The following is a 25,190-nucleotide window of genomic DNA, read 5'->3' on the forward strand; positions in this document are numbered from 1 at the left end:
CCTGGCGGACGGCCCTGGTTCGTACAGGCACGGCGTTGGCGTTGAAAGCCAGGTAGCGGATTCCAGGCCGGGCGCTGGCGGGGCCGCCTCAGGCCGTCACGATGGCCGTTCAACGGCACCACGACCATCGGTGTCAGTGGCATCGACGACTTTGGCCCCACCCGGCACCACACCGCCCCTGGTCTGAGAGGAATCCGTGGCTCAATCCTTCACCGTGCACCTGGACTTCGGCAGCCACCACATCGAAAACGTCGCCTTGCACTGGGGACTTGGACCGGGCAGGGATACGCGAAGAGACGCTCCCAGCTCGGGCACTGACATCGAGGTCCCGGCCGTGGTTGAGCTCCTCGATCGGATTGCTGCTGGAGCGATCACTGCCGAGCAGGCCCGAGACAAGCTGAACCATCTGGCGGTCGCGATCAAGGAGCGGATGGATCGCGAGTATGAGGAAATGATCGAGCTGATGGAGCAGCCCCTGCCTCGTTCAGTGCGCCAAGAGGTTCGCTTCGATGACCGGTGGGTGTATGCCGTGTCGACCGACGCCATCCCCGACTCAATCAAGATCGGCGTTGCGAAGGACATAGCGCAGCGGATCAAGTCGTTGCAGTCAGGCTCCGCTACCACACTGGAACTTCGCTGGAGCGCTCGCGGCGGGTTCCCTCTCGAGCGCTACCTGCATGAGCAATTCGATGCCAGGCGCACTCACGGGGAGTGGTTCGACTTCCAGGGCCGCCCCGACCCCGTCCAAGATATCAACGAGGCCGCTCACGTCTTTCTCCAGCGGTACGCCGAGAGAGGGCCCACACACCTGTAAGGGTTGTGAACAAATGGCCCAGCCGCGGTGGTCGCCGCCGCCAACTGTCGCCATCCGGTTGTGGTCTTGGCCGTGAGCCGCTGCACCCCGGACGCCGTGCCGTCCGGCTCCACGACGGCTGGCGCCCGTGCTCCACACGGGCCGTTTCCAGCAGGCGCCGCCAGGAAGTGACCGTCGGCCGGCGCCGCAGCAGAGCCCGGCGCTCTCGCTCGGTCATGCCTCCCCACACACCGAATTCAATGCGCTGGTCCAGGGCGCAGGAGAGGCACTCGGTCCGGACGTTGCAGCCGCTGCACAGCGCTTTGGCGCGGTTTTGTGCGGCGCCTTCGACGAACAGGGCGTCGGGGTCAGCCGTCCTGCACAGCCCTTGCTCACTCCGGTCCGTCTCCGCCATCCCGTGATGCCGTCCTCTCGCCTGTTCTGCCCTGTGAGTTGCCCACTGCACAGGTCAAAAGGCATATGACACTACGTTGTTGAGGCAACCATTCCAGCATCTACCTCACGGCGTCACACCTTCGGGTGAGCGGTGCTTGCTTCCTGCGCGCGGTGGCGCTACGAGATGCCCTGAAGGCGGCGCCACCAGGAGGAAATCACCCGAAGCCTGGCAGGCGTCATGATCACAGGCCCTTTCGTGTCCATTCCACGGACCTGGACCGAGGCTAGCTCTGTGGCCTGGCTTCCTGTTGCTCAGCGGTCGGTGAGGGCGGGGTGCTCGGTTGACCCCACCGATGCACGCACCGCTTGTACTTGCGGCCGCTGCCGCACGGGCAGGTGTCACTGCGCTGGGGTGACCGGTCGCTGCCGCCGGCGTAGGAGAGGCGGTTAAGGCCGTGGATCTCTGCCGTCAGGCCGATGTCGTCCATGGTCCACTTCACGAGCGAAAGACTGCTGTCGACCACTTCGGCGGCCAGGACGAGGGCGTCGGCGGCGGCGTGGGCGACGGTCGGCTGCATGACGTAGCCGGAAGCGGCGAGCGGCTTCAAGGGGCGGCGTGCGTAGTGCTCGATTGCGTGGGTTTTGGGCCGGTCCGAGGCCCGTAGCACGGTGTGGGTGGTGGCGGAGCCGAAGCTGGGGTGGACTGCGTCGCACAGCCATTCGTACAGGTCGAGCACGTCGACGGTGGTGGTGTTCTTGGCCAGTTTGTTGATGTAGGTCATCACGTTGGTGCTCTGGAGCACGGGCGGCCGGCCGGCGCTTTGTCCGACGCGTGAGGCGTACTGGAGTTTGGCCAGGCGGTTGTTGAGGTCGGCGCTGAACCGCGTGAGGGAGTCGGTGGTGGGCGGGCCGGCTTTCTTGAACGTGTCCCATGCCTCGTGGAGGAGGGTCGTTTCGTGAGTGAGGGCGGCCGCGCCCTCCAGCAGGGAGCGGGAGCATGCGGCCGCGACGAGCAGCCGCCAGCGGCCCAGGGCTTCCACAGTCTGCTCGGCGAGTTCGGCGGCACGCCACAGCTGGGTCAGCCGCCAGGCCGCCATCCTCATGTGCAGGTCGGACAGGGCGAAATGGGCAATCCAGTCCCGTGAGCCGAGCGCGGTGGTGTCCTGCATGAACGGGCTCGCCTTGCCCGACCACGTGCCGTCGGGATGGGAGACGGTGACGAACGTCCAGGTCTCCTCCGGTGCGGCCGCGTTGAGCAGGTCGGTGAGCTCGGCTGTCGCGTCATGGGCATTGTGGGCGTGCAGCGGCACATTGATGTGGACCACGGCCTGCGTGCTTTGGGCATCGTCGTCGGCCAACGTCATCAACTGCCGGGCTGCCGCCTGAACACGGTCAGCCCGGTCCCTGCCGAGAGCCTGAACGACTTCTTCCTCGAAGCTCACACATCCCCCAACTGCACGCTCCATTGGCGGGGCGCCACGCGCCCAGAGTACTGGTGTACTCCCGAGGCGGTACCGCTGGTCAATGACCGGATGCCGAGCGTGGCGAACCGTTCGTTTCCTGCGTCATGGCGCGGCGCAAGGGTCGTTGATCGGTGGCGGAAAGAGCGCAGTTGGCGGGCGAGAGAATCGTCGGACGGCCGGCCAACCCCGGTGCGCCCGGTCCGCTCTCGCCTCACGGACGTGGCGCACCGGGCGCCGCCCTCCGGTCCGGGCCATCCCGGCGATGACCGACGCAGGCGGCAGCCGCACGGACTCGAGCCGCAAAGAGGCAGCGGCGTGCCGCGATGCTCACCTCGGACAAGGATGACCGCGTGGTCCGTAGCACGGTGGAGCGGGATATGCGGCCTGTTCGCGTCCAGGTGGCGCGCTGCGCACAGCTATCGATGTGCTCTGGAAAATCTGACGACTAGAGTGACGCAAGGAGCAGCATGTACGGGACCTCACACGGGTGTTGAACGGCGATGGACACGCCCGGGTGGGAGTGAGAACGGCAAGGACGGCACCGGTTGAAACTAGTTGAGCTCGGCGTGAAGGGCTTCCGTTCCCTTGTCGACATCCAGGGAATCCCCATCCGCAAGCAGACGGTTCTCACCGGGCACAACGACTGCGGTAAGACCGCTGTGCTGGATGCCATCGCCTTCCTTCTCGACGAGCCTGCGGTCGAGATCCACTTCGGCGACCTGTCGCATTTCGGGGACTGCGAAGCGGACGAGGTGCAGCCCCGTCCAGAAGCCCAGGAGATCTGCGTCGAAGGAGCCTTCGAGCTGTCCGACCAGGAGGCGCAACAGCACGCTCTCGCCTCGCCCCTGCTGATCCGGCGCCGCTTCACGCCGGACGGCAAGACCGGCCTGGAGGCCAAACTGCCGGTATGCGGGGATGCCCGTCTGCGGGCACTGGACTGCATGAACCTGGCCGACCTCAAGGAGCTCGCCTTGAGCGTGGGAGTGGAGGCCACGGGCCGAACCACCGCGAAGGCAAGCTGGCTTGAGCCCTTGCAGCAGTACGCGGCGGGCCTGGATACGGTGATGGAGTGGGTCTCCGCGCCGGCCGAGATCCAGGACATCATGCCCGGCATGGTCTACTTCCGCGGTGACGCGGCAGAGTCCCCCGAGACGGTCGTGCGCAGCATCCTCACCGCCAAGCTGCGCGACTACGCCAAGAACGAGTCCACGCTCAAGAAGATCACCGAGCTGGAGGACGAGTTCGGTGAGCTCCTCAAGGCGGATGCGGACAGACTGCGCCGGCAGGTCGAGAAGCGCTGCGGCCTGGACAGCCTGAGCCTGCAACCGCGCATCCAGTTCAAGCCCTCGGTGGGCGCCATCGAGATGACGGCGTCCATCAACGGGCAGCGGGAGGTACCGCTCAAGTCAGCGGGAGCGGGCCGCTCCCGGCGCATCGCCCTGGCACTGTGGGAGAGCACGCGAGATCTGCTGGAGACCGCGGAAGCCATCCCGAACGAGGAGGCTCCGCCCCGGCGCGACATCGTGATCGCCTACGACGAGCCGGACACCCATCTGGACTACGAGCACCAGCGGCGCATCATGAAGATGATCGAGACGTCGTCCCGGGCCTCCCACTCCTCGGTGATCGTGGCGACGCACTCGCTGAACCTGATCGACGGGGTGGACATCCAGGATGTGGTTCACCTCGGCAGCAGCGACGGGCAGGCAGAGATCCAGTCCTTGACGGCGCAGGGCACGGACAAGGAGGTGCGCCGTTTCATGTCCAACATGGCCGCCTCGCTCGGGTTCCGCAACAGCGTGCTGCTGCACGAGAAGTGCTTCATCGGCGTGGAGGGGCCCACCGAGTACGCGGCCTTCCCTCGTCTCTTCCGCATCGCGATGGGCTATCCGATCCAGTCCGCCGGCATCGCCTTGTGGTCCTGCGGCGGCAACGACGGTTCCCTCAAGTTCGCCAAGTTCCTCAAGGAACACAAGCGGACCGTTGCCTTCATCGTCGACCGGGACTCCAAGCGCGACAAGCAGAAGTTCTTCAACGACGACCGTCTCAGCATCAACGGCTTCCAGCCCGCCGAGTGCATCTACCTGGGGAACCCGAACGAGTTCGAGGACATCTTCAGCGGAGAACTGTGGGCACGCGTCGCCAACGACAAGTGGCCCCACAAGGAGGCCACGCAAGGCCGGGTGTGGACGGCGCAGGAGATCGACGCTCTGCGCAGGGAGCCCAAGTTCAGTCACAGCCTGCACGCCCTGTTCAGGAACGGGTCCGAGGATGCCCCGCCGAAGAAGGAGCAGCTTGTCGGCTTCCTGATGGAGTACATCGAGAAGCCTTCCGATGTCCCCGAAGCCCTGCACAGCGTATTCAAAAAGGCGATCTCCATCGCCGAAGACGCCGGCCCGCACCCGTGGGACGAGGACGACTGAAAGGTCAGGCCCGCGCCGCCGAACGCCGGGCCCGCATCCTTTGCAGACGCTGCTCCCGTGTGGGTTCGGCCCAGGTGTGCATGCCGACCGATGCGATCCACTGCGAGCCGTGGCTGTCCTGCGGGTCGCCGCACCAGCGGCAGCCGCTGGGCGGGGGTGAGGTGGCATGCCGAACGCGCACGATGGGGGTCCGCATCGCCTTCCGCCTTCCTATGTCCGACTCAGTGAACTCAGCCTCGCACACCCCTCTGACAATGCGGAATCAAGCATTCCGATCGCCCGTGAGGCACAGAGGCGGCGGGCTCGCCCTCGCCCCGTTCTCCAACCGCCAGTCTCCTTTGACACGGCCTGTTCCTGGCTTTCCCCCGGCCCGCAGGAACAACCCTGCCGAAATCCTGAGTGCAGGTCGCTCCAGTTGGCCACCAGGACGCCGCCACTGGACGCATCCGTCCCCCGCCCAGGCGAGGGGTGACGACTCTCGGGCCTCAGTCGCTCGGTGTCCAGCGTGGGGCAGCACGTGTGCGGGCCACGGAGGTGACAGTTCCAGCGGCCCTGCGAAGCCAGACGTCATATGTCCCGGCGGGCTCGTCCCCGCTCACTGGCCTATCGCCGCACTGACCCCACCCGCGACCACCTCGGCGCCGTGGGAACTGGTGTTCCTTCTGATCATCTGGCGGCTCGCAGACAGGGCTGCGGAGCATGTCGCTGTTGTGCCGACGGGCCGCGACATCACCATGGGGGGAGCAGGGCGCCGTCGGCGTCGAGGCCGTAGAGAACCTCATCCTCGTTCGGCGGTGTTCCCTGGTGCAGCGCTTGTAGGAGGGAGGGGAACATCTCGTAGTCGCCGACGTCGATGGCCTGGCGGTACCAGTCGGCGGCCTGCGTGTAGTTGTCCTCCTGCTCGGCCAGCCGACCCAGGAGACTGCGGGCTTCACGGTGGCCTGGGGCTGCTTGCCGCAGCAGTTGGTGCGCCTCGTCGCGTTTGCGGGCAATGAGGTCGTGGTGTGGTGTCTTCTCCCGTTCGAGTTCGTGCGCCTCGGCCAGCAGGGTTCGGGCGAGCTGGACCTGGGCGGGCTCGTAGCCGAGCCGGGCCAGCACGCGGATGGCGGTGATAGCGAAGCGGCGATCACGGGGAAGGCGTCCGCCGTAGGTCAGGGGCCGCAGCACAGTGAGGACGTTCAGGATGTGGCCCGCCTGCGCGGCCTCGGTGAGGACCTCCCGGGCGGTCCGGGGGCGGTGGGGCCACAGGCGGTGGAACAGGGTGTTGAGGGCGTAAATGTCGGTGGCGGAGACGGCACGGAGCACGTCATCAGCCTCATGGGTGCGTTCCTGGTCATCGAGGAGGCTCACCAGCCGTTGCCGGGCCTGCCGGTCGCCGCTGTCGGTCGCGGCGCGTAGCAGCGGTTCGACCAGTTCTGCGGCGCCCGCACGGGCGAGTTTGGTGGGCCAACTCCACAATGCGGGGCTGTCGGTGAAGGCGGCGGCCGCGATCTGGTGGAAAGTCTCGTTCCGTCTGTCCGCAACCTTCCGCAGTCGTTCCAGGGCGGTCGCGTCGCCTGCGGCAGCATCGTGCAGGAGCTGAGCGGGGTCGTGCGGTGCCGGGGGCTCGGGCGGCGGGCTGAGAGCTTCGGCTTCGCCGTGGCGGCCCTGGGCGTGCAGGAAGTGCTCCAGGGCCAGGTGGGCGTCTCGGTTGCCTTCGCGGCAGGACCGGGTCAGGAGTTCTTCGGTGAGCGGTTGGAGGGTGTCGGCGTACTCGACGGTTTCGCTGGCGAGGGCGAGTTGCATGAGGGCGGTGCCCAGGTCGGCGAGGCCGGTGCCGCCGTCGCAGAGGCGGTCGACCTGGTCGCACAGTTCCTTCAGGCCTTGGCTGGTGCGCATGCGTTGGGTCTCGGTGTAGGAGAAGCACAGGCCTTCGAAGGCGGAGAAGGTTCCGCGGTCGAGGGCGGCGACGTACAGGTCCCGGGCGATGCGGAAGCGGGCGAAGGCGAACGCCTGCAGGGCGAGGGCTTCGAGGTCACCGCCGTCGGTCAGGTCTGACTGGGCGGCCTGCCAGAGTGCGGCCGGGGGTTTTATGCCCCAGCGCTCGGGGGCGATCTGCTGCTCGATGATGTCGCTGAGGTCGACTAGGTCCGCTGCCTCGCCGATGCCGTCAGGCGCGAGGACGCCCTGCAGGCATGAGACGACGTCTTTGACCGGGGTCCGCGCCCAGGCGAGGGCGTCGGTGAACCAGGTCTGCCGGTCCAGCTTGCGGCGGTGGTCGGGGCTGAGATAGCCGAGGGCGGCGTGCTCGAGGAAGGCCAGGGGAAGCGGTCCGCGTACGCCCAGGCGGCGGGCTTCGACGGCTGCGGTCACCACCGCTTTGCCGGGTGTGTGGTCGGCATGGCGGTAGCGGTCCAGGAGTTCGGGGGCGGCCGCCAGGCGCTGGCACAGTTCACCGTTCGCGCGTGCCTGGGCGGCTGCCTGGGTCCACTGGCCGTCGCTGCGGGCCTGGGTCTCGAACCGGTCGAGCCCGAGGGTGTCGAAAGCGCTGGGCTGGTGGACGGTGCGGGCCAGATCGAACAGGGAGTGAATGTGCCGGGTCCGGCCCCTCTTCTTGGGGTTGGTTCCGGGGGCGTCGAGGGGGGTGGGCCACATGGTGGCCAGGACGATGACCGGGGCGGGCGGCTGTTCCAGCAGTGCGAGCAGGTCTTCGGCAGCGCGGTTGCCGTCCGCCTCGGCGAACAGATGGTGGGCGTTGTCCAGCCAGATCACCGTGGGACCGGTGAACACGTTGGTCTGCAGGCACGAGCGCAGTCCGGCGGCGGACTTCGGGTACAGCAGCTGCCAGTCGGGCACGCAGGCCGTGACCGCTTCCCAGGCCGAGCGGGTCTTGCCGGTGCAGGAGTCCCCGCGCACGACAACCATGCCTGTGCCCGCGCTGGCCACCATGTGCAAGTGGCGGCGCAGTACGCCGTCGTGGTCCCGTTCGATGTAAGGGGGCAGCTTCATGCCGTCGTGCTCCTGGACGGCCCGGTGCACGCCCATGCGGTCCGGCTGCCAGGCGGTGACCGGGCGGGGCCTTGCGATCAGCGCCTCGCCGCACCGGTGGGTGTCGGGCCCAGCCGAGCGACTGGCCAGCAGGCCGAATTCACTGACCGCCGCGCGGATGTCGGTGAGGGACAGCTCGCGCTTGCCGCCAATGACCTGCTGGGTGACCCACTGGATGCCGGTCATGATCGCCTGTTCGTCGTGCTGCAGGCTGGCGGCTTGCATCAGGCGGGAGACGAGGGTGCGCTGGAGCGGCTCGTCGCGCCCCAGATGGAACTCCAACACATCCAGGAGTTTGAGGAGTTGGGCCTCGTCGAGCCCGGCGTGAGCGGCCCAGCGGGCGCGCGCCTGTCCCCGCTCTGAGCGGGGTCCCTGCTGATCTGCCCGGGGCCGCAGCAGACCGGTTCGCGTGTCCCGGCCTTTGAACAGGACGTCTGCGGGATCCGGCGACCGATTGGTCAGCAGGGCCAGTTGGACCTGCTCCCCGTTCCGGGTCAGGGTCTGCCAGGAGCTGGTGATCTTTTGCAGGATCGACGGTCCGCCGTCGGCGCTCGGTTTGAACAGGTACTCCTCCCCCACCGCGGTCGACGCGTCCGCAGCGTACTTGACCTGCGCGTAGCGGGTCGGTTTCCCATCCGCGTAGTAGTAGACGACATCGTCCACATTGCCGGCGCCCGTGACCTCGACACCGACCGCCACCACCGCGCCCCGGGCACCGTCCATCGAGTCCTTGTAGGCCTGGACGCACCCCTCCCACACGTACAGCCACTGATAGGTGTCCCCAGCCACGCGCACACCCGTAGCGCTGGGAGGAGGAAGAGCCGGCACCCGCACCCCTTGTGAAGGAATCCGCCCCTACAGCGGAACCCTCAAAGCCTACGGGGCCGCACCGACATACGGCCTCAACTCACACCATCGCCCCTCCCCCGCAGCGACACCGCCGGACCGCCCTAGCAGCCTGGCCGCTGCCACCGTCCACGTTCCGCCGGCCGCCAAGGCTAACCCGCGCTCGCCACACCGCAGTTCCGCACCACCAACCGGACCGGGTACCCTCACAGTCTGGCTGCCACGTCTCTGACCAGCGCAAACTCTGCACCCGCTATAGCAGTCGGCGTGAAAATGACCTGGCCTTTCGTCACTCACGTCAGCAACAGGTGAGCATCACCCGTCAGTGCCAATCACCAGGTCGCTGAGGCAGCGCCACTGACACTCAGATGACGATGTCCACCTGACACTCTCCCGCCGACCATCAACATCACCGGCGAGCGGGGAGTCGACTCGATCTGCTTCGCGGACACCCGCGGGTCCCAGGTGGAGATCGTGCAGAACATCGGCCGGGCGCTCCGGCTGAACAAGGACGGTTCCACCAAGGTGGCCAGGATCATCGTGCCGGTGTTCCTGGAGCCCGGTGAGGACCCGACCGACATGGTCGCCAGCGCCTCGTTCCGCCCCCTTGTTGCGGTCCTCCAGGGTCTGCGCTCGCATGACGAACGACTCGTCGAGCAGCTCGCTTCCGGCGCGCTCACGAGCGGCAGGCGCAAGGTCCACGTACGGCGCGACGAGGACGGGCAGATCGTCGGGGCCGGCGGCAAGGGCGACGGCGAGGACCAGGAGAACGACACGCAGGCCGCCGCCGAAGCCGCCCTGCTCCACTTCTCCAGCCCGCGCGACGCCGCCACGATCGCCGCTTTCCTGCGCACCCGGGTCTACCGGCCCGAGTCCCTGGTGTGGCTGGAGGGCTACCAAGCCCTCATCCGGTGGCGGGCGGAGAACGAGATCACCGGGCTCTACGCCGTGCCCTACGACGTTGAGACCCCCGTGGGTACGACGAAGGATTTTCCCCTCGGGCGATGGGTCCACCAGCAGCGGAAGGCCCTGCGAGCAGGTGAGCTGGAGGATCGGCGCAAGAGCCTGCTGGATGCGCCGGAGGCCGGGATGGTCTGGGAGCCGGGCGAGGAAGCCTGGGAGAACAAACTCGCCGCACTCCGCTCCTACCGGCGGGCCACCGGGCACCTCGCGCCCCGCCAGGACACTGTGTGGGGCGAAGGCGAGGCGATGGTGCCCGTCGGACAGCACATGGCCAACCTGCGCCGCAAAGGCGGACTCGGCAAGAACGTGGAACGGGCGGAACGGCGCGCGCAGCAGCTGACCGCCATCGACCCCGACTGGAACTGCCCATGGCCCCTGGACTGGCAACGCCACTACCGCGTCCTCGCGGACCTCGTCGACGCTGACGGCGCCCTGCCCGACATCGCACCCGGCGTGCTGATGGACGGCGACGACATCGGGCGGTGGCTCCGACAACAACGCAAGCCGAGCATCTGGACGCAACTGTCGACCGAACAGCGGGAGCGGCTGACCGCGCTGGGCATCACACCGCTGGATGCCCCGTCTCCCGCACCGGTAGCCGCGCCTGCGAGAAAGGGACCGAACAAGGCGCAGCAGGCATTCCAGCGGGGCCTGGCGGCCCTCACGCAGTGGGTCGAGCGGGAAGGCGCGGACCGGCCCGTGCCGAGGGGCCATAGCGAACAGATCACGGTCGACGGCGAGGCGGAGCCGGTAGTCGTGAAGCTGGGCGTGTGGGTCTCGAACACTCGCGCCAGGCGAGACAGGCTGTCCGCGGAGCAGCTCGGCACGCTACGGGAGCTGGGCATGCAGTGGGCGAAGTGATCAGGCAGTAGGAGCCACTGTCAATCGGGGGGGGTGAGGGCTGCGAGTGCTGCCAGTCAGGGTTGCTCGTTGTGCACCGTCTTCACGAGCGCATCCAGGTGGCGAAGGCTTCGGTAAGGCCGGTGTGGAACTGCTCGCCCGGCACCGGTCCCGGGTTCTTGGTGGCGTCGTAGAGGGCGACGCATCCGGGCGTCGCCGCCAGCGGGTCGGATCTTGTGGAGGACACGGTCGTCGCGCTGGTCGTCAGGAGATGCGCACTCCCATGCAAGTCGGTCTGGCGCCGACGGCGAGCTCGGTGATGACGGCCAAGCCGTCGTCGCTGTGGGTGGTGGGGCTCTGGCCTCGGCTCGTATGTGCTAGCGGTTCGCTGCGAGAGTCTCACGGCATGCCTGGGCGTCGGCCATGTCAACCTGCCGCGAAGCCCGGACGTTGCTGATCTCTCAGGCGGACGCCATCTGCTGCTGCCCGTCACCGCCCACAGCGGCAAGGCCTGGTGCCCCGCCGACAACGAGGGCGATGCGGATGGGGGTGCTGGAGGCCTTTACCCTGGGGCGCTCCTGGCCGGACGACGTCGAGGTCTGCTACCGGGACTTGCGGGATTTCTGTGAGCGCTTCCTCTACGGCTACGGCGTACTGCGGGTCCAGCCCTGGGTGGGTGCCTTCCGCTCCTTGAGCGGGCCGGAGGAGGCGGTGGTGTCGGTCCGTGGCGGCTATCCGGTGGGGCTGGTCGTCCGGGCCGACGGCGATCCGATGGATTACTACGACGGCGGAGTCGCGGTGGCCGGCCGGTTCGGCCACCGGCTGTTGACGGTGGCCGACTCGGGCGATCACGAGGTCTTTGCGTTCGGCGGCGACAAGCAGCTGGATTTCCTGGTCGACCGGTACCTGGTGGAGGGCGGGCTGCCGCTGCCCGGTGCCGTCGTGCCGGGCACCGCCGCAGGACGGGGGTCTCAGTCGAGCTTTGCCGACCAGTACCGGGCCGGGTCCGGGATGTCGTGGCGCACGGTCCGGCGGCGGGTCAGCAGTTCGCCGTCGCGGCGCACCAGTTCGTCGTGGATGGTGGCGCTGGGTTCGAAGGTCACCTGTCCCTGCTCGTCGGTGACGCTCACCAGGGAGCGGAAGGCGACCGCCACGGTGCCGTCGGGGCGTTCCTCGATCACCAGTTTGTCGAACCAGTGGCGGAAGATGGAGGTGCCGTAGTGCGGCAGTGCCTTGCGCATTTCGGTGACCAGTTGCTCGCGTCCCGTCAGCTCCCAGCCGTCCTTGGCGTGCGCATAGACACCGTCCTCGGTGAAGGTGAGCGCGAACTCCTCCACCTTCCGGTCCTCCAGCAGCGGCAGTTGGTAGGCGTAGAACGCCTGCACCTCCACATAGAGTCCGGCCGGCACCCGGGGCCGGGTGGTACCCAATGTCTGTGACACGGTGACTCCTTTTGACCGCTCGTTGTCCGCTGCCGACGGGCGCGGGGCGCCCAGGATCCCGGGGCGGGCTCGACGGTGGATCGCGGTCGGCTGGATTCGGGCCGGCGGTGTCCGGTCGACCCGTGGTGCAGCGGACCTCGAGGGGAGCGCGCCACGCTGGCCACACCGGAAGTCTCGTCACCACAGGAGGCCACGAGGATGCCTGCCGACATGCAGCTGGACCCGGGTTTGGCGGGGGCCGCGGAGAGGGTCCGTATCCTCGCCTCGCGTCACGCGGGCGAGGCCGATCGAACGCGGAAGTTGTCGCCCGAGGTGGTGGCGGCGATCCGTGAGGCGGGATTCGCCCGCCATTTCGTGGCTGCCCGTTGGGGTGGTAGCGAGGGCTCCTTCGCCGAGCTCACCCGTGCGGTCATGGCGGTGGGCGAGGGCTGCCCGGCGACCGCCTGGTGCGCGTCGCTGAGCGCCTATTCCGCGCGCTTCGCCTCGCACCTGCCCGCCGAAGGGCACCATGCGCTCTGGGGCGCCGGGCCGGACGTGGTGGTGGCGACCGCGTTGATACCGTCGGGCAAGGCCGTGCGCACCGGCGGTGGCTGGCGGCTCAGCGGCACCTGGCACTATGTCAGCGGCGTCGATTTCGCCGACTGGACGCTGGTGTGCGCCGCCGTCCCGGGCCCCGAGGGCCCGCCGGAGCTGCGCTTCTTCGCGCTTCCCAGCGGCACCTATGGCGTCCAGGAGACCTGGGACAGCGTGGGCATGCGGGCGACCGGCAGCCACACCCTGGTGGCGGACGGCGTCCTGGTGCCCGAGCACCTGTCCTTCGCCCGCGCGGACATGCTGACCGGCCGCAACCGGGACTCCGACGTGCCCTCGCACAATGTGCCGTTCCAGGCGGTCGGCGGGCTGACTTTCGTGGCCCCGGTGGCCGGCGCGGCCGCCGGGGCGATGAACGCCGCGGTGGCGGTGCTGACCGGCAAGCGCCGCACCCACTCCGTGGAGCTCCAGGTGACCCGGGCGGCGGCGATGGTGGACGCGGCCCGGCATCTGGTCGAGCAGAACGCGCGCACCATCGACGAGCGGGGTCTGACTGCGGAGCTGATGGCCCGCAACGAGCGCAATGCGGTCTTCGCCGCGGAGCTGCTGGTGGAGTCGGTCGGCCTGGCGGTCGCCGCGTCCGGCTCGGGGGGTTTGGGTGAGGGCCTGCCGCTGCAGCGGTTCTGGCGCGATGTCACGTCGGCGGCCAGCCATGTGGCGCTCAAGTACGACACGGCTGCCCGGAAGAACTACGCCGCCGTCCTGCTCGGCCCGGAGGCATGACCATGGTCCCCATCGAGGCGCCCGCGGCGGAGGCCGAGGTGCAGGCGTTCCCCTTCAGTGGCTCCAGCTACCGCGGTCCCGCGCCGGGTTACGACCGGCTGCGCGTCGAGGAGCCGGTGGCGCGGGTCCCGGTCCGCGGCGGCGGTCACACCTGGGTGGTCACCGGCTACGAGGAGGCGCGGGAGGCGCTGACCCACCCGGGCCTCAGCCGGGCGGCCATGTACGGGCCGGGTGCCCCGGAGTTCGAGGGGTTCCTGAAGGCGCCGCCGGAGATGATCGCCTCCATGGACCCGCCGGAGCACACCCGGCTGCGCAAGTTGGTGACCAAGGCGTTCACGGTGCGGCGGATCGAGCTGATGCGGCCGCGGATCCAGGAGTTGGTGGACGGGCTGCTGGACCGGATGGCTGCCGGCGGCACATCCGCCGATCTGGTGGCGGACTTCGCGTCGCCGCTGCCGCTCACGGTGATCTGCGAGCTGCTCGGCGTGCCTGTGGGCGACCAGGAGAAGTTTCATCTGTGGGCCCGTCAGTTCGCCTCCGTCTCCGGGCCGCCCGAGGTGGCCCGGGAGGGGGCCGCGATGTTGGGGATGTACATGACCCAGCTGATCGCCGCCAAGCGCGAGGAGCCCTCCGACGACCTGCTGTCGGCGCTGATCGCGGCCCGGGACGAGGACGACCGTCTCACCGAGCAGGAGCTGGTCGTCTTCGGCTATGCCCTGCTGGGCGCCGGTTTCGACACCACCGCCTGCCAGCTCGCCAACTCGGTGCTGGCCCTGGTCGAGCACCACCCCGGGCAGTGGCGGCGGCTGGGCGAGCACCCGGAGGAGGTCCCCGACGCGGTGGAGGAGCTGTTGCGCGGCGTCAATCTCTTCGCCACGGACACCTCCGGCTTCCCCCGGCTCGCTGTCGAGGACGTGACGATCGGCGAGGTGACCGTCCCCAAGGGTGACCCGGTCTTCATCATCCTGTCGTCGGCCAATCACGACCGTACGGTCTTCGTCGACCCTGGGCGGCTGGACTTCGACCGGCAGAAGGGCGACCGTGAGGACCGCCGCGGCCATATCGCCTTCGGTCACGGCATCCACCGTTGCCTGGGTGCCCCGCTGGCCCGGTTGGAGCTGGCCGTGGCCATCGGCGGGCTGGCCCGGCGGTTTCCGTCGCTGCGGCTGTCGGTGCCGGAGAGCGCGCTGGGCTGGCATCCGGGCGATGTGAACCACAGTCTGACGGCGCTGCCGGTGCGCTGGGACGACCCCAGCTGACCGCTTGGCCGCAGCAGCCGGCGCACAGTGACGGCCCGGACCTCCGCGGGGGTCCGGGCCGTCGTGGTCTCCGGGCGGGCACCCCGGTCCCCGGGGGCGCGAGGGTCCGCGTCGTACGGGTGTCAGGCCGTCTGCGGGCGGCGGGCGCGGGCCTTGAGGCCGAAGGCGGGGGCGGCGGCCTCCTCGGGGGTCAGGTCCGCGTCGCCCGCCGGCAGCCGGCGGCTGATCATGTGGTCGGCGGGCCGGTTCACCGACTCCACCGCGACCAGCCGGCCGGCGCGGAAGCAGAACACCGCGCCCCGCGTGCGGGCTGGGGAAGCGGGCGCAGTCACCGATCGCGTGGATGGCGCTGTCGCTGGTGCGCAGGTACTCGTCGGCCACGATGCTGTCCCCGACCGCAGCCCGGCGGCGACCGCCAGTTCGGCGTTGGGTAGTACGCCGACGCCGACCGCGACCAGGTCGGCGGGCAGCCGCTCCCCGGCGTCCAGCTCGACCACTCGCGCCTGGCCGCGCCCGTCGCCGCGCAGGGCCACCAGCTTGCGCTGGAGGTCCACCCTGACCCCCTGGTCGCGGTGGGCCGCGACCAGGGGGTCGGACATCTCGGGGGTGGCCGCTCGGGCCATCACCCGGGGCAGCGCCTCCACCACGGTGACGCGGTGGCCCGCCTCCCGGGCGGTGGCGGCCAGCTCCATGCCGATGAACCCGGCGCCGACCACCACCACGTCGAGCGGGCCGCGGGCAGGGGCCGGGCGCCGGGCGCCGGTACCGCGTGGTCGTAGCGGAGTCGGCGGGCGGATGCCGGGCCGAGGCTTCTGCCTTCGCGGTCCAGCTGCACGGTGCGGTCGGCGCGCACCGGCTCGATCTGCTGGTCGGTGAGCCACGAGGCGGGGTGCGGTTCCAGCTGGGTCGCCTCCAGCCGGGCGGCCAGGAAGGCCTTGGACAGTGGCGGCCGCTGGTGGGGCAGGTCGGGCTCGTCGGCGGACGGGGGTGATCCGGCCGTTGAAGCCATGGGTGGGCAGGGCGGGCGCGGTGTCGGTGCCGGCCTGCCCGGTACCGACGACGACCGCGGTCGGGGCGGCCGTCAGACCTGGGTCTGCGGCAGATGGACCAGCAGTCCGTCGATCTCGTCCGAGATCGGGATCTGGCAGCTGAGCCTGCTGGTCCAGGGGGTCTCGAAACGGCAGGGGGCGCCCCGGTCACCCGGGGCGCCTCCTGCTCGGTCGTACGGTGTCAGCTGAGGTCCATGCCGCCGTCGAGGGTAATGATCTGACCGGTCACCAGTTCGCTGGCCGGTTCGGCGAGGTGGGTGATCCAGGGGGTGATGTCGGCGACGTCCCCGACCCGGCCGAGCGGGATCTCGCTCTTCACGTGTTCGAAGAGCCCGGCGACCTGCTCCGGGCCCAGTCCGTTGGCCGCATAGGCGTCGGTGCGGACGAAGCCCGGGGCGACCGCGTTGACGCGGATGCCCCGGGGGGCGAGCTCCGCCGCCCAGCTGCGGGTCAGGCTGTGCACCGCGGCCTTGCTGGCCGCGTACACCGAGCTGCCGGGTGACGGGTTGTGGCCCGCCCGGCTGGAGACCAGCACGATGGAGCCGCCGGGTGCCCGCAGCAGTGGCAGCAGCCGCCCGGTGAGCAGGAGCGGACCGGTCAGGTTGATGTCCAGTACCTCGCGGACGACGTCCGCGTCCAGCGCGTCCAGCGGGCTGAAGCGGAAGACGCCGGCGTTGTGCACCAGGACGTCCAGGGTGCCGCCGTGGGCCTGGACGGCCTCGGCGACCGCGTCGGCGCCGGCGGCCAGGGTGACGTCCGCGGTCACCGGGACCACGGCGGGGTGCAGCGCGGCGACCTCGGCCAGCCGCTCGGGGCGGCGGCCGGTGACGATCACGGTGGAGGCGCCGAGTTCGGCGAAGGCCAGGGCGGTGGCCCGGCCGATGCCGGTGCCGCCGCCGGTGACCACCACGGTCTGCTCGGCGAAGGTCTTGTCGGACATGGGGGAACGCCTCTCTGTCAGGTCAGCCGGGCGACGACGGTGCCGCTGAAGCGGCGGTCGAGCAGGGCCAGGAAGTTGTCGGGCAGGGCGGCCGTGCCGCCTTCGACGGCGGTGTGCGGGAAGACGATGCGCTCCTCACGCAGCCAGCGGCCGAAGTGCTCGTTCCAGTCGGCGATCTGCTCGGGGGTGTGCAGGGTGGCGAAGGGGCGGAGCACCAGTTCCTTGGGGAAGGCCGCCATCAGGTCCAGCCGGGGCCGGCCGCCGTCCCCGGTGCCGAGCTGTCCGGACAGCGCCCCGCAGAGCGCGAACCGGGCGCCGGGGGCGGCTGCCTTGACCGCTCCTTCGAACTGCTCGCCGCCGACGTTGTCGAAGAAGACGTCGATGCCGTCGGGGGCCAGTTCCTTGAGCTGCTCCGCCACGGGGCCCTCGTGGTAGTCGAAGGCGGCGTCGAAGCCCAGGTCCTGCACCAGGTAGTCGATCTTCTCCTTGGAGCCGGTGCTGCCGATCACTCGTTTGGCGCCGCGCAGCCGGGCGATCTGGCCGGCCAGCGAGCCGACGCCGCTGGTGGCCCCGGAGACGAAGACGGTGTCTCCGTCTCCGACGTGGGCCATGTCCACCATGCCGCGCCAGGCGGTGGGGCCCTGGGAGAGGAAGTACTCCGGGGAGGGCAGCAGTTCGCGGTCGCGGCGGAAGAAGGCCTGCGCGTAGTTGACGGCGTAGTCCCGCCAGCCGAAGAAGTGTTCCACCAGGTCACCGACGGCCAGGTCGGGGCTCTGTGAGGCGACCACGGTGCCGACGGTGCGGCCCCACATGGCCTCGCCGGGCTGGAAGACGGGGATCGGCAGGTCGGTGCCGGGGATCATCTGGTCGCGGTAGACGGCGCCCAGCGACATCCACTCGTTGCGGACGACCACCTGGCCGCCGGTGGGCTCCGGCAGTTCGGCCTCGGCCACGGTGAAGTGCTCCGGCCCCACCTTGTCGTCCGGGTAGGAGGCGAGCCGCACCTCGCGGCTCACGGCGGGGATGGACTCATGGGTCATGGGTGACTCCTCGGTTGTCTCGGGCGGTTCACCAGACGACGGGCAGGGCGAGCAGGCCGGTGTTGACGTCGCCGGTCCGCCAGCGCAGGTCGCTCTCCGGTACGGCGAGGCGTAGCCCCGGGAGCCGGCGTGCCAGGCCCTCGAGGGCGGCGGCGATCTCCAGGCGCGCCAGGGGCGCGCCCATGCAGTGGTGGATGCCGGCGCCGAAGGCCAGATGGGGGTTGTCGGCGCGGGTGAAGTCCAGTTGGTCGGGGTCGGTGAAGACTTCGGTGTCGTGGTTGGCGGAGGCGAAGGCCAGGAACACGGCGTCCCCGGCGGGGATGGTGACCCCGCCGACGGTGACGTCCTGGGTGGCGATGCGGGGCAGGCCCGAGGTGTCGGTGGCGAAGAGGTTCACTGCCCGCAGCAGTTCCTCCATGGCGGTGGGGACCAGCGACGGGTCCTGCCCCAGCGCGCGCCAGGTGTCGGGGTGGTCGGTGATCAGGGTGAGCACGGAGAGGGCCAGCTGGCTGGCGGTGGAGTCGAAGCCCGCGCCGAGCAGGGTGTAGCCGAAGACCACCAGTTCCTGTTCGTCGAGCCGGTCGTCGCCGATGCGGGCGGCGATCAGTGCGGAGAGGACGTCGTCGGCGGGGTGCTCGCGTTTGTCCGCGACCAGGCCGGCGATGTAGCCGCCGAGCTGCTCACGGGCGGCGATCGCCTCCTCTTCCGGGCCGCCTACGGCGGCGAACTGCCGTACCCAGGCGTGGAAGCGGTCGCGGTCGGTCTGCGGGACGCCGAGCAGTTCGCAGATCACGGTGAGCGCCAGGGGGGTGGCGAAGCCGTCCAGCAGGTCGGCGGGGGCTGTGTCGGATGCCCCCTTGGCGACCAGCTCGTCCAGCAGCCCGTCGACCAGCTCGGTCACCCGGGGTCCGATGGAGCGTACCCGCGCGGCGTCGAACGCCTGCTCCGCGAGGCGGCGCAGCCGGGTGTGGTCCGGCGGGTCCAGCGAGACGATCATTCCGGGTGGCGCCTGGAACAGGCCGCCGAACTGCGGTGCCCCGGGGGCGTACACCGCTGCCCGGCTGAAGCGGTGGTCGGCGGCCACCGACCGGATGTCCTCGTACCTGGTGACCAGCCAGGCGGAGCCGCCCCCCGCCACCGCGACCCGGGCGACCGGCCGTTGCGCCCGCAGCTGGGCGAACCGGGGGTCGGGTCCTCGGAAGGTCGAACCGGGGAAGGGGAAGGGGGAGGGATCCTCAGCGGGCACGGTGCCACCTTCGCGTCGCGGGCCGTCGGTGTCTGCAGGTCCGCGGCCGGGGGGATGCGGACCTGCCGCACGCTAGGCGGGCGGACTCGAAGCCTGATCGCCTCAGCCTCGAAGCGGGCCGCCGGGCCGTAGTGCCAGCTCGGCGAAGCGCTCGCCGATGAGCCGGTGGGTGGCGGCGTCGGGGTGCAGGGCGTCGGGCAGCGGCAGTTCGGCGGCGTCCTTCTCGCCGTAGAGGGTGCGCCCGTCCAGGTAGTGCAGCTGGTGGTCCTGCGCCGCGCGTTCGGCCACGATGCGGGCGAGTTCGGCGCGGACGACCTGGAGGGTGAGCCGGCCGGCGGGCACCTCGGCGGGGTCGCCCAGGGCGCGGAAGCCGAAGGAGCCGGATTCCCAGGAGGGCACCAGTGGTCCGGGGCGCTCCTCGGCCTCGGGGCACAGGATCGGCGAGACCACCAGCAGCGGAGTGTCCGGGTGGCCTTCGCGGACGGTGTCCAGGAAGCCGTGCACGGCGGGGGTGAAGGTCCGCAGCCGCATGCTGTCGGTCCCCACGATGTTGATGCCGACCTTGATGCTGATCAGGTCGGCGGGGGTGTCGCGGATGGCCCGGGCGGTGAAGGGGTCGAGCATGCAGTGGCCGGCGAGCCCCAGGTTGACCGGCCGGACGCCCGCCCGGGCCGCGGCCACGCTGGGCCAGATGCCGGTGGGGCTGAGCTGGTCGGCGCCATGGCTGATGGAGCTGCCGTGGTGCAGCCAGACCGGTTGCCGGGACGGGGCGGGCGGCTCCACCGGCGCGTCGCTGCGCAGGGCCAGCAGCTCGGTCATCTCCCCTTGGGGGAGCCACAGTTCGATGTCCTTGTGGCGGTCCGGCAGGTTGTCGAAGCGCACGGTGCCGGGCCGCCCGGGGACGGTGCGGGCCTGCCCGGTGGCGGGGTCGACATGGATCCGGTTCCCGTCGCGGACGACGGTCCAGCCGGCCGGCGCTCCGTCGACCAGCAGCTCGTAGCGCCCGTCGGGGAAGGCGGCGTCGCCCGGCAGCACGGTCTTGGTGGCCCGCACGTCCAGCTCCAGTACGGTGGCCGCGGTGCGGAACGCCAGCCGTACGCCGGCCGGCTGGGCGACCACCATGCGGAAGTGGGCGTCGTCCAGTTGCGCCCGGGCGCCGGCGGGGAGCCGCTGCGGGCGCAGCCCGGTGGCGGTCCGCTCCAGCTCCAGGGCGCCGAGGATCGCCACCGGGCCGCCGTCGAGGGGGACGGGCGTCAGTTCCGTCATGGTTCACTTCCTGTGGGGGTGGGGGTGGAGAGCCGGACGTCGTGGTCGGCGTCGGGTTCGGCGAACGCCAGCAGCCGGGCGGCTTCCGCGGAGACCGCCGACCGCTCGGCCCGGTTCAGCGGGCGGAAGGGGTCCACCAGCAGGGTTGCGGTGGAGCGCTGCCGGGTGAGTTTCCAGGCGCCGCGCACCGCGCCGTCGACCATGAAGGTGGGCCGCATCCCGTTGCGGGTCATCACCAGGCGGCGGTCCTCGTCGGAGATCACCCGGGTGCGGTCGGCGTGCGAGGCCAGCAGGTTGTCGTACTCGGGCAGGAAGCGCACCGGGGCGGGGGTGTCCGGGTCCGGGCGGGGGGCGTCGGGCAGGTCGAACAGTTCGCGGCCGCCCTCGGTGCGGAAGGTGCGCAGCTGGGGTCGCAGCCGCTCCAGGAGCGGGCGCAGCCGGACCAGCCCGGCCCAGGTCTGGATGTCCTGTACGGACGCGGGGCCGAAGGCCGCCAGATAGCGCAGTACCAGTGTCTCGGGGGTCGGTAGCGCGTCGGGGTCGGGGCCGGGGCCGGCCCAGGAGTCGGCGGTGGCGTAGCGGGTGGTGCCGCCGACGCCCCAGATCGCTCGTGGTGGGACCTGTACCAGGGGCACCAGGTTGCGGACCACGTAGGTGAGGGCCCGGGCGTCGCGGTCGGGCCACAGTTTGTGCAGCCGCTCGCCCAGTTCTTTGGTGGTGAGCGCCTCGGTGTCGAGGAGTTCCCGGCCGGCGGCGGCCACTGCGGCCCGGTCCAGTCCGTGGGTGGCCTGGCGGAAGGCGGTGTCCAGTTCCCGGTCGAGGGCGGGCTGCACCCAGGGGCGCAGTGCCCGGCTGTCGTGCGGGGTGACCAGGTGGATGGTGCTGCGCATCAGTCCGATGCGTAGCAGCCGCCGTTCGTTGAGCGCGTCGGCCAGGTGCTCGGTGCGGAAGTCCCGCAGCCGCGTCCAGAGTCCGAAGTAGGGGGCGTACGGTGCTTGGGCCTGCATGCCCACCAGCAGTTCGACCGCGGGTACCACGCCCAGCTCGGCCCGGGAGAGCAGCAGTTGGCGGGCCAGGGTGGCGCGCCCCAGGGCGCGGGGGCCGAGTACGGGCTGGTCCGGCATGTGGCTCCTTGGTGGTTCCGTGTTCGTCCGGTCGAGTCTGTCAGCGCAGCTCGCGGAAGAACGAACGGAGTTCACCGGCGAGCAGTTCCGGCTGCTCCATGGCGGGGAAGTGGCCGCCGTGTTCGTGGTCGGTCCAGCGGCGCAGGTCGGTGAAGCGCCGCTCGATCCACGGTCGGGGCATCCGTCCGTCCTTGGGGAAGATGGAGATCCCGGTGGGGACGTCGACCTGACCCAGTGCCATCTTGTTCTGGCTCTCCCAGTAGAGCCGGCCGGAGGAGGCGGCGGTGGCGGCGAACCAGCCCACGGAGACGGCGTCCAGCAGGCGGTCGCGGGAGATTGCCTTCTCCAGTTCCCCGTCGTGGTCGCTCCAGGACCAGTACTTCTCCGCCATCCAGGCCAGTTGCCCGGCCGGTGAGTCGGTGAGGCCGTAGGCGAGGGTCTGCGGGCGGGTGGTCTGGATCACGGAGTAGCCGCCCTCGGTCTGCTGGAACTCCTTGAGGGCGGCCAGGCCCGCCAGGTCCCGCTGGGACAGTTCGACCTGTTCCTGCGGTGGGCGGGCGAAGGGCATCGCCAGGTAGATGCCGGCGAGGCGTCCGGTGTCGGTCTCGCCGAGGATGCCGGTGATGAACGAGCCCCAGTCCACGCCGTGGGCGCCGTAGCGGTGGTAGCCCAGCCTGGTCATCAGCTCCGTCCAGGCCGCGGCGGTGCGCTCGGCCGTCCAGCCGGTGCCGGACGGCTTGTCGCTGAATCCGTAGCCGGGCAGCGAGGGGCAGACCACGTGGAAGGCGTCGGCGGGGTCCTCGGGGTGGGTCAGTGTCCCGATGAGGTCCAGGAACTCCACCACCGAGCCGGGCCAGCCGTGGGTGATCAGCAGCGGCAGTGCGTCCGGGTGCGGGGAGCGGGCGTGCAGGAAGTGGATGCCGAGGCCGTCGATCTCGGTGCGGAACTGCGGCACGGCGTTCAGCCGGGCTTCGGCGGCCCGCCAGTCGTAGCCGGTGGCCCAGTACTCGCACAGCTCCTGTGCCCAGGCCAGCGGGACGCCCTGGGACCAGTCGGCGACGGTCTCGGCCTCGGGCCAGCGGGTCATGGCCAGGCGCCGCCGCAGGTCGTCGAGGTCCGCCTGGGGGATCTCCACCTGGAAGGGCGTGATCGCGGTGCTCATGCGACGTTCCTCCTGAAGCGCTGCGGCGTTGCGGTCTGGGCCGACGCTACGGGCGGCCTCTGGAGCGGAGGTCGAGCAGCCGTGGTGCGGTCAGAGGTTCGAGTCCGCTTCCGGTTCGTCTCCAGAGCGCGGTGCCACCCTTCCCGCGAAGGACGAGAAAGGGAGTCGTCGTGACATCAAGCATCAGCGAGGCCGCACCGAGCGGGCTCGACTCACCGTTCCCCTGGGACCGGAAGTGCCCGTTCTCGCCGCCGGACCAGTACGCGCAGCTGGTGGCGGAGCAGCCGATCGGCAAGACCATGCTGGCCACCGGCCGTGAGGCCTGGCTGGTCACCGGGTACCACAACATCCGGCAGCTGCTCACCGATCCCCGGGTCAGCTCTTCCCGCCGGGAGGAGAACTTCCCGTTCTACTTCCCGATCCCCGAGGTTTTCCGCACCGAGACCTCGTTCATCGGGTACGACCCGCCGGAGCACACCCGGACCCGCCGCAAGGCGGCCATCACCTTCACCAACCGCCAGACCCAGAAGCTCCGCCCGCAGATCGAGAAGATCGTGGACGAGACCATCGACCGGCTGATCGCCAAGGGCTCCCCGGTCGACCTGCACCACGAGTTGTCGCTGCCGATTCCGATGACCGTCATCTGCCTGCTGCTGGGTATCCCCTACGAGGATCACGAGTTCTTCCAGAAGCACGGTGCGGTGCTGCTGGCCGGCGACAGCACGACGCAGCAGCGGCAGGCCGCCATGGTGGAGGTGGGGGCGTACCTGGAGAACCTCATCGCCGTCAAGGAGAAGACCCCGGGCGACGATCTGCTGAGCCGGGCCATCGACGAGTACCGCAGCTCCGGCGAGGAGTACGAGACCCGCGACCTGGTCAACCTGTGCCGGCTGCTGATGAACGGCGGCCACGAGACCACCGCCAGCATGATCTCCATCGGTACCGCCTGTCTGCTGGAGCACCCCGAGGAGCTGGCCAAGCTCAAGGCCGACCCGTCGCTGGTGCCCACGGCGCTCGAGGAGGTGATCCGCTTCCTGACCATCGGGGACGCGGCCATCGCCCGGGTCGCCATGGAGGACATCGAGATCGGCGGGGTGACCATCCCCAAGGGTGACGGCATCCTCTGCGTGGCTTTCACCGGCAACCGCGACCCGGAGGTCTACGAGAACCCGGACCAGCTGATCCTGGAGCGCGGCAACCGCAAGCACCTGGGCTTCGGCTACGGACTGCACCACTGCATCGGTGCGGACCTGGCCCGTCTGGAGCTGGAGATCGTCTGGAGCAAGCTCTTCCAGCGGCTGCCGAACCTGCGGCTCGCCATCCCCTACAAGGACATCAGGACCAAGGAGGGCGCGGTCATCTACGGCGTGTGGGAGCTGCCGGTCGAGTTCTGAGCCGTCCGCGGCGGCCGGGAGGGGTGGGTCTCATGGGCCCTGCGCGGGGTCTGTGGGTCGTGGAGCCGGCGGCGATCGGGCCGGTGCCGTTCGCCTGCATGATGCCGGCCGGCCTCGGCGCCGACGTGGTGCGGGTGGACCGCGCCGAGCGCGCCCGTCCGTTCGCGCCCGGGCACCGGGTGCTGGATCGGGGGCGCCGGTCGGTCGCCCTGGACCTGAGGTCGGGGCCGGTCGTCGAGGCGCTGCTGCGTCTGGTCGAGCGGTCCGACGTCCTGGTCGGGGGTTTCCGGCCGGGCGTCGCCGAACGGCTCGGGGTCGGCCCCGAGCAGTGCGCGGCGCGCAATCCGGGTCTGGTCCATGTCCGGGTGACCGGCTGGGGGCAGGACGGTCCGCTGTCCGGCGCCCGCGGACACGACATCAATGACATCGCCCTGTCCGGTGCGTTGCACGCGTTCGGCGGGGTGGGCGGGCCCCTGGTGGGGCCGGTCGATCTGCTGGGTGACTTCGCCGGCGGCGGGCTGCTGCTCGTCGTCGGCGTCTTCGTGGTGCTCCACGAGGGGCAGCGGTCCGGGCTCGGGCAGGTCGTCGACGCGGCCGTCGCGGACGGTTCGGCGGCCGTGTTCGGCATGCTCATGGGCATGGCCGGGGCCGGGCAGTGGCCCGAGGGGCGCGGCCGCAACCTGCTGGACGGCGGCGCCCTTTTCTACGGCGTCTGCGCCTGCGCGGACGGCGGTCATGTGGCCGTGGGTGCGCTGGAGGAGCGCTTCTCCCGGGCGCTGCTGGCCGGGCTGGGCCTGGACGGCGAGGCGCTGGGCGACCGCGGCGACCCGGCGCGGTGGCCGGGGCTGCGGGCGCGGTTCGCCGAGCGCTTCGCGTCCCGGACCCGCGACCGGTGGGCGGAGGCCCTTCGCGGGCACCGAGGCCTGTGTGTCCCCGGTGCTCACCACCGCGGAGGCCGCCGCCCATGCGCACCACGTGGCGCGGGGCACCTACCGCCGGGTGGGGAGTGTGCTGGGGCCCGCCCCGCACCAAGGTTCACCCGGACCGCGGCCGTGTTCCCGGGGCCTGCGCCGCAGCCGGGCGGCCACGCCCGGGAGGTGCCGGCCGGGTGCGGGCGGGCGCCGGAGGAGATCGTCGGCCGGCCCCGCGGCCTGCTGACGGCGGCCGGCTGACCCCGGCCGCCGCGCACCACGGCACCACGGA

18 protein-coding genes and 2 pseudogenes are annotated in these 25,190 nt (G+C 70.4%); 8 read left to right on the forward strand and 12 right to left on the reverse strand.

The genetic code is table 11. From position 1 onward, the window contains the following. Positions 1–196 precede the first annotated feature (196 nt). Entirely contained in the window at positions 197–814 is a 618-nt protein-coding gene (locus ABT026_RS17940; RefSeq protein ID WP_258782976.1) for a GIY-YIG nuclease family protein, read from the forward strand. On the opposite strand, the gene ABT026_RS17945 is transcribed toward ABT026_RS17940, so the two are convergent. Next, on the reverse strand, positions 753–1,208 hold the full coding sequence (locus ABT026_RS17945; RefSeq protein ID WP_258782977.1) for a WhiB family transcriptional regulator: 456 nt from the start codon (positions 1,206–1,208) through the stop codon (positions 753–755). The two genes, ABT026_RS17940 and ABT026_RS17945, sit on opposite strands and share 62 nt — an antisense overlap. Positions 1,209–1,473: 265 nt before the next feature. Continuing rightward, positions 1,474–2,631 carry an SEC-C domain-containing protein gene (locus ABT026_RS17950; RefSeq protein ID WP_351115489.1) on the reverse strand — a complete coding sequence of 386 codons (1,158 nt, stop codon included), beginning with the start codon at positions 2,629–2,631 and terminating at the stop codon, positions 1,474–1,476. Between the two features lie 587 nt (positions 2,632–3,218). On the opposite strand from ABT026_RS17950, the gene ABT026_RS17955 reads away from it, so the two are divergent. Beyond that, a complete protein-coding gene (locus ABT026_RS17955) occupies positions 3,219–5,075 on the forward strand; it encodes an AAA family ATPase (RefSeq protein WP_351115490.1) in 1,857 nt (618 codons plus the stop codon). Positions 5,076–5,804: 729 nt separating this feature from the next. Here the strand turns inward: ABT026_RS17955 and ABT026_RS17960 are convergent. After that, a complete protein-coding gene (locus ABT026_RS17960; RefSeq protein WP_351115491.1) occupies positions 5,805–8,891 on the reverse strand; it encodes a tetratricopeptide repeat protein in 3,087 nt (1,028 codons plus the stop codon). A 459-nt stretch (positions 8,892–9,350) separates the two neighbouring features. Here ABT026_RS17960 and ABT026_RS17965 point away from each other — a divergent pair. Continuing rightward, positions 9,351–10,772 (forward strand): annotated as a pseudogene (locus ABT026_RS17965) (helicase associated domain-containing protein); the annotation flags it as partial. A gap of 82 nt (positions 10,773–10,854) precedes the next feature. Here the strand turns inward: ABT026_RS17965 and ABT026_RS17970 are convergent. Continuing rightward, complete coding sequence (locus ABT026_RS17970; RefSeq protein WP_351115493.1) at positions 10,855–10,998, reverse strand: hypothetical protein; 144 nt, start codon at positions 10,996–10,998, stop codon at positions 10,855–10,857. 296 nt (positions 10,999–11,294) lie between these two features. Here ABT026_RS17970 and ABT026_RS17975 point away from each other — a divergent pair. Then, a pseudogene (locus tag ABT026_RS17975) lies at positions 11,295–11,675 on the forward strand (alpha/beta hydrolase); the annotation flags it as partial. Positions 11,676–11,722: 47 nt separating this feature from the next. Here ABT026_RS17975 and ABT026_RS17980 read toward each other — a convergent pair. Further along, positions 11,723–12,193 (reverse strand): nuclear transport factor 2 family protein, encoded by a 471-nt coding sequence (locus ABT026_RS17980; protein ID WP_351115494.1) that lies wholly within the window; start codon positions 12,191–12,193, stop codon positions 11,723–11,725. Between the two features lie 198 nt (positions 12,194–12,391). Between ABT026_RS17980 and ABT026_RS17985 the strand changes: the two genes are divergently transcribed. Further along, complete coding sequence (locus ABT026_RS17985) at positions 12,392–13,507, forward strand: acyl-CoA dehydrogenase family protein (protein ID WP_351115495.1); 1,116 nt, start codon at positions 12,392–12,394, stop codon at positions 13,505–13,507. Beyond that, positions 13,504–14,766 carry a cytochrome P450 gene (locus ABT026_RS17990; RefSeq protein ID WP_351115496.1) on the forward strand — a complete coding sequence of 421 codons (1,263 nt, stop codon included), beginning with the start codon at positions 13,504–13,506 and terminating at the stop codon, positions 14,764–14,766. Before ABT026_RS17985 ends, ABT026_RS17990 begins: the two co-directional genes overlap by 4 nt. Positions 14,767–14,888: 122 nt before the next feature. Here the strand turns inward: ABT026_RS17990 and ABT026_RS17995 are convergent, their stop codons facing one another. The 7 genes from ABT026_RS17995 to ABT026_RS18025 all read right to left on the reverse strand — a co-directional run bounded on the left by ABT026_RS17995 (position 14,889) and on the right by ABT026_RS18025 (position 22,593). Then, positions 14,889–15,647 (reverse strand): FAD-dependent oxidoreductase, encoded by a 759-nt coding sequence (locus ABT026_RS17995; protein ID WP_351115497.1) that lies wholly within the window; start codon positions 15,645–15,647, stop codon positions 14,889–14,891. A gap of 349 nt (positions 15,648–15,996) precedes the next feature. Further along, positions 15,997–16,755, reverse strand: coding sequence for an SDR family NAD(P)-dependent oxidoreductase (locus ABT026_RS18000; RefSeq protein WP_351115499.1), 759 nt, complete (start codon positions 16,753–16,755; stop codon positions 15,997–15,999). 17 nt (positions 16,756–16,772) lie between these two features. After that, positions 16,773–17,795 carry an MDR family NADP-dependent oxidoreductase gene (locus tag ABT026_RS18005; RefSeq protein ID WP_351115501.1) on the reverse strand — a complete coding sequence of 341 codons (1,023 nt, stop codon included), beginning with the start codon at positions 17,793–17,795 and terminating at the stop codon, positions 16,773–16,775. Positions 17,796–17,823: 28 nt separating this feature from the next. Continuing rightward, the gene (locus ABT026_RS18010; RefSeq protein ID WP_351115502.1) at positions 17,824–19,041 is read right to left on the reverse strand and encodes a cytochrome P450; all 1,218 of its coding nucleotides are present in this window, start codon (positions 19,039–19,041) and stop codon (positions 17,824–17,826) included. A gap of 102 nt (positions 19,042–19,143) precedes the next feature. Beyond that, positions 19,144–20,307, reverse strand: a complete 1,164-nt coding sequence (locus ABT026_RS18015) for a GDSL-type esterase/lipase family protein (protein WP_351115503.1) — start codon at positions 20,305–20,307, stop codon at positions 19,144–19,146. Beyond that, complete coding sequence (locus ABT026_RS18020) at positions 20,304–21,431, reverse strand: winged helix DNA-binding domain-containing protein (RefSeq protein WP_351115504.1); 1,128 nt, start codon at positions 21,429–21,431, stop codon at positions 20,304–20,306. The genes ABT026_RS18015 and ABT026_RS18020 overlap by 4 nt, the downstream gene beginning before the upstream one ends. Positions 21,432–21,471: 40 nt before the next feature. Beyond that, positions 21,472–22,593, reverse strand: coding sequence for an epoxide hydrolase family protein (locus tag ABT026_RS18025; RefSeq protein WP_351115506.1), 1,122 nt, complete (start codon positions 22,591–22,593; stop codon positions 21,472–21,474). Positions 22,594–22,763: 170 nt separating this feature from the next. Between ABT026_RS18025 and ABT026_RS18030 the strand changes: the two genes are divergently transcribed. Then, positions 22,764–23,987, forward strand: coding sequence for a cytochrome P450 (locus ABT026_RS18030; RefSeq protein WP_351115508.1), 1,224 nt, complete (start codon positions 22,764–22,766; stop codon positions 23,985–23,987). Positions 23,988–24,019: 32 nt separating this feature from the next. Further along, complete coding sequence (locus ABT026_RS18035) at positions 24,020–25,159, forward strand: CoA transferase (protein ID WP_351115509.1); 1,140 nt, start codon at positions 24,020–24,022, stop codon at positions 25,157–25,159. Positions 25,160–25,190: the final 31 nt, after the last annotated feature.

The organism is Streptomyces sp. NPDC002734 (assembly GCF_040295685.1).
GTDB lineage: Bacteria > Actinomycetota > Actinomycetes > Streptomycetales > Streptomycetaceae > Streptomyces.

Bases quoted from the DNA above. Each gene is read 5' to 3' on its own strand.
- ABT026_RS17945 (WP_258782977.1), bottom strand. From the start codon at position 1,208: ATGGCGGAGACGGACCGGAGTGAGCAAGGGCTGTGCAGGACGGCTGAC.
- ABT026_RS17985 (WP_351115495.1), top strand. From the start codon at position 12,392: ATGCCTGCCGACATGCAGCTGGACCCGGGTTTGGCGGGGGCCGCGGAG.
- ABT026_RS17990 (WP_351115496.1), top strand. From the start codon at position 13,504: ATGACCATGGTCCCCATCGAGGCGCCCGCGGCGGAGGCCGAGGTGCAG.
- ABT026_RS18000 (WP_351115499.1), bottom strand. From the start codon at position 16,755: ATGTCCGACAAGACCTTCGCCGAGCAGACCGTGGTGGTCACCGGCGGC.
- ABT026_RS18005 (WP_351115501.1), bottom strand. From the start codon at position 17,795: ATGACCCATGAGTCCATCCCCGCCGTGAGCCGCGAGGTGCGGCTCGCC.
- ABT026_RS18015 (WP_351115503.1), bottom strand. From the start codon at position 20,307: ATGACGGAACTGACGCCCGTCCCCCTCGACGGCGGCCCGGTGGCGATC.
- ABT026_RS18020 (WP_351115504.1), bottom strand. From the start codon at position 21,431: ATGCCGGACCAGCCCGTACTCGGCCCCCGCGCCCTGGGGCGCGCCACC.
- ABT026_RS18025 (WP_351115506.1), bottom strand. From the start codon at position 22,593: ATGAGCACCGCGATCACGCCCTTCCAGGTGGAGATCCCCCAGGCGGAC.
- ABT026_RS18035 (WP_351115509.1), top strand. From the start codon at position 24,020: ATGGGCCCTGCGCGGGGTCTGTGGGTCGTGGAGCCGGCGGCGATCGGG.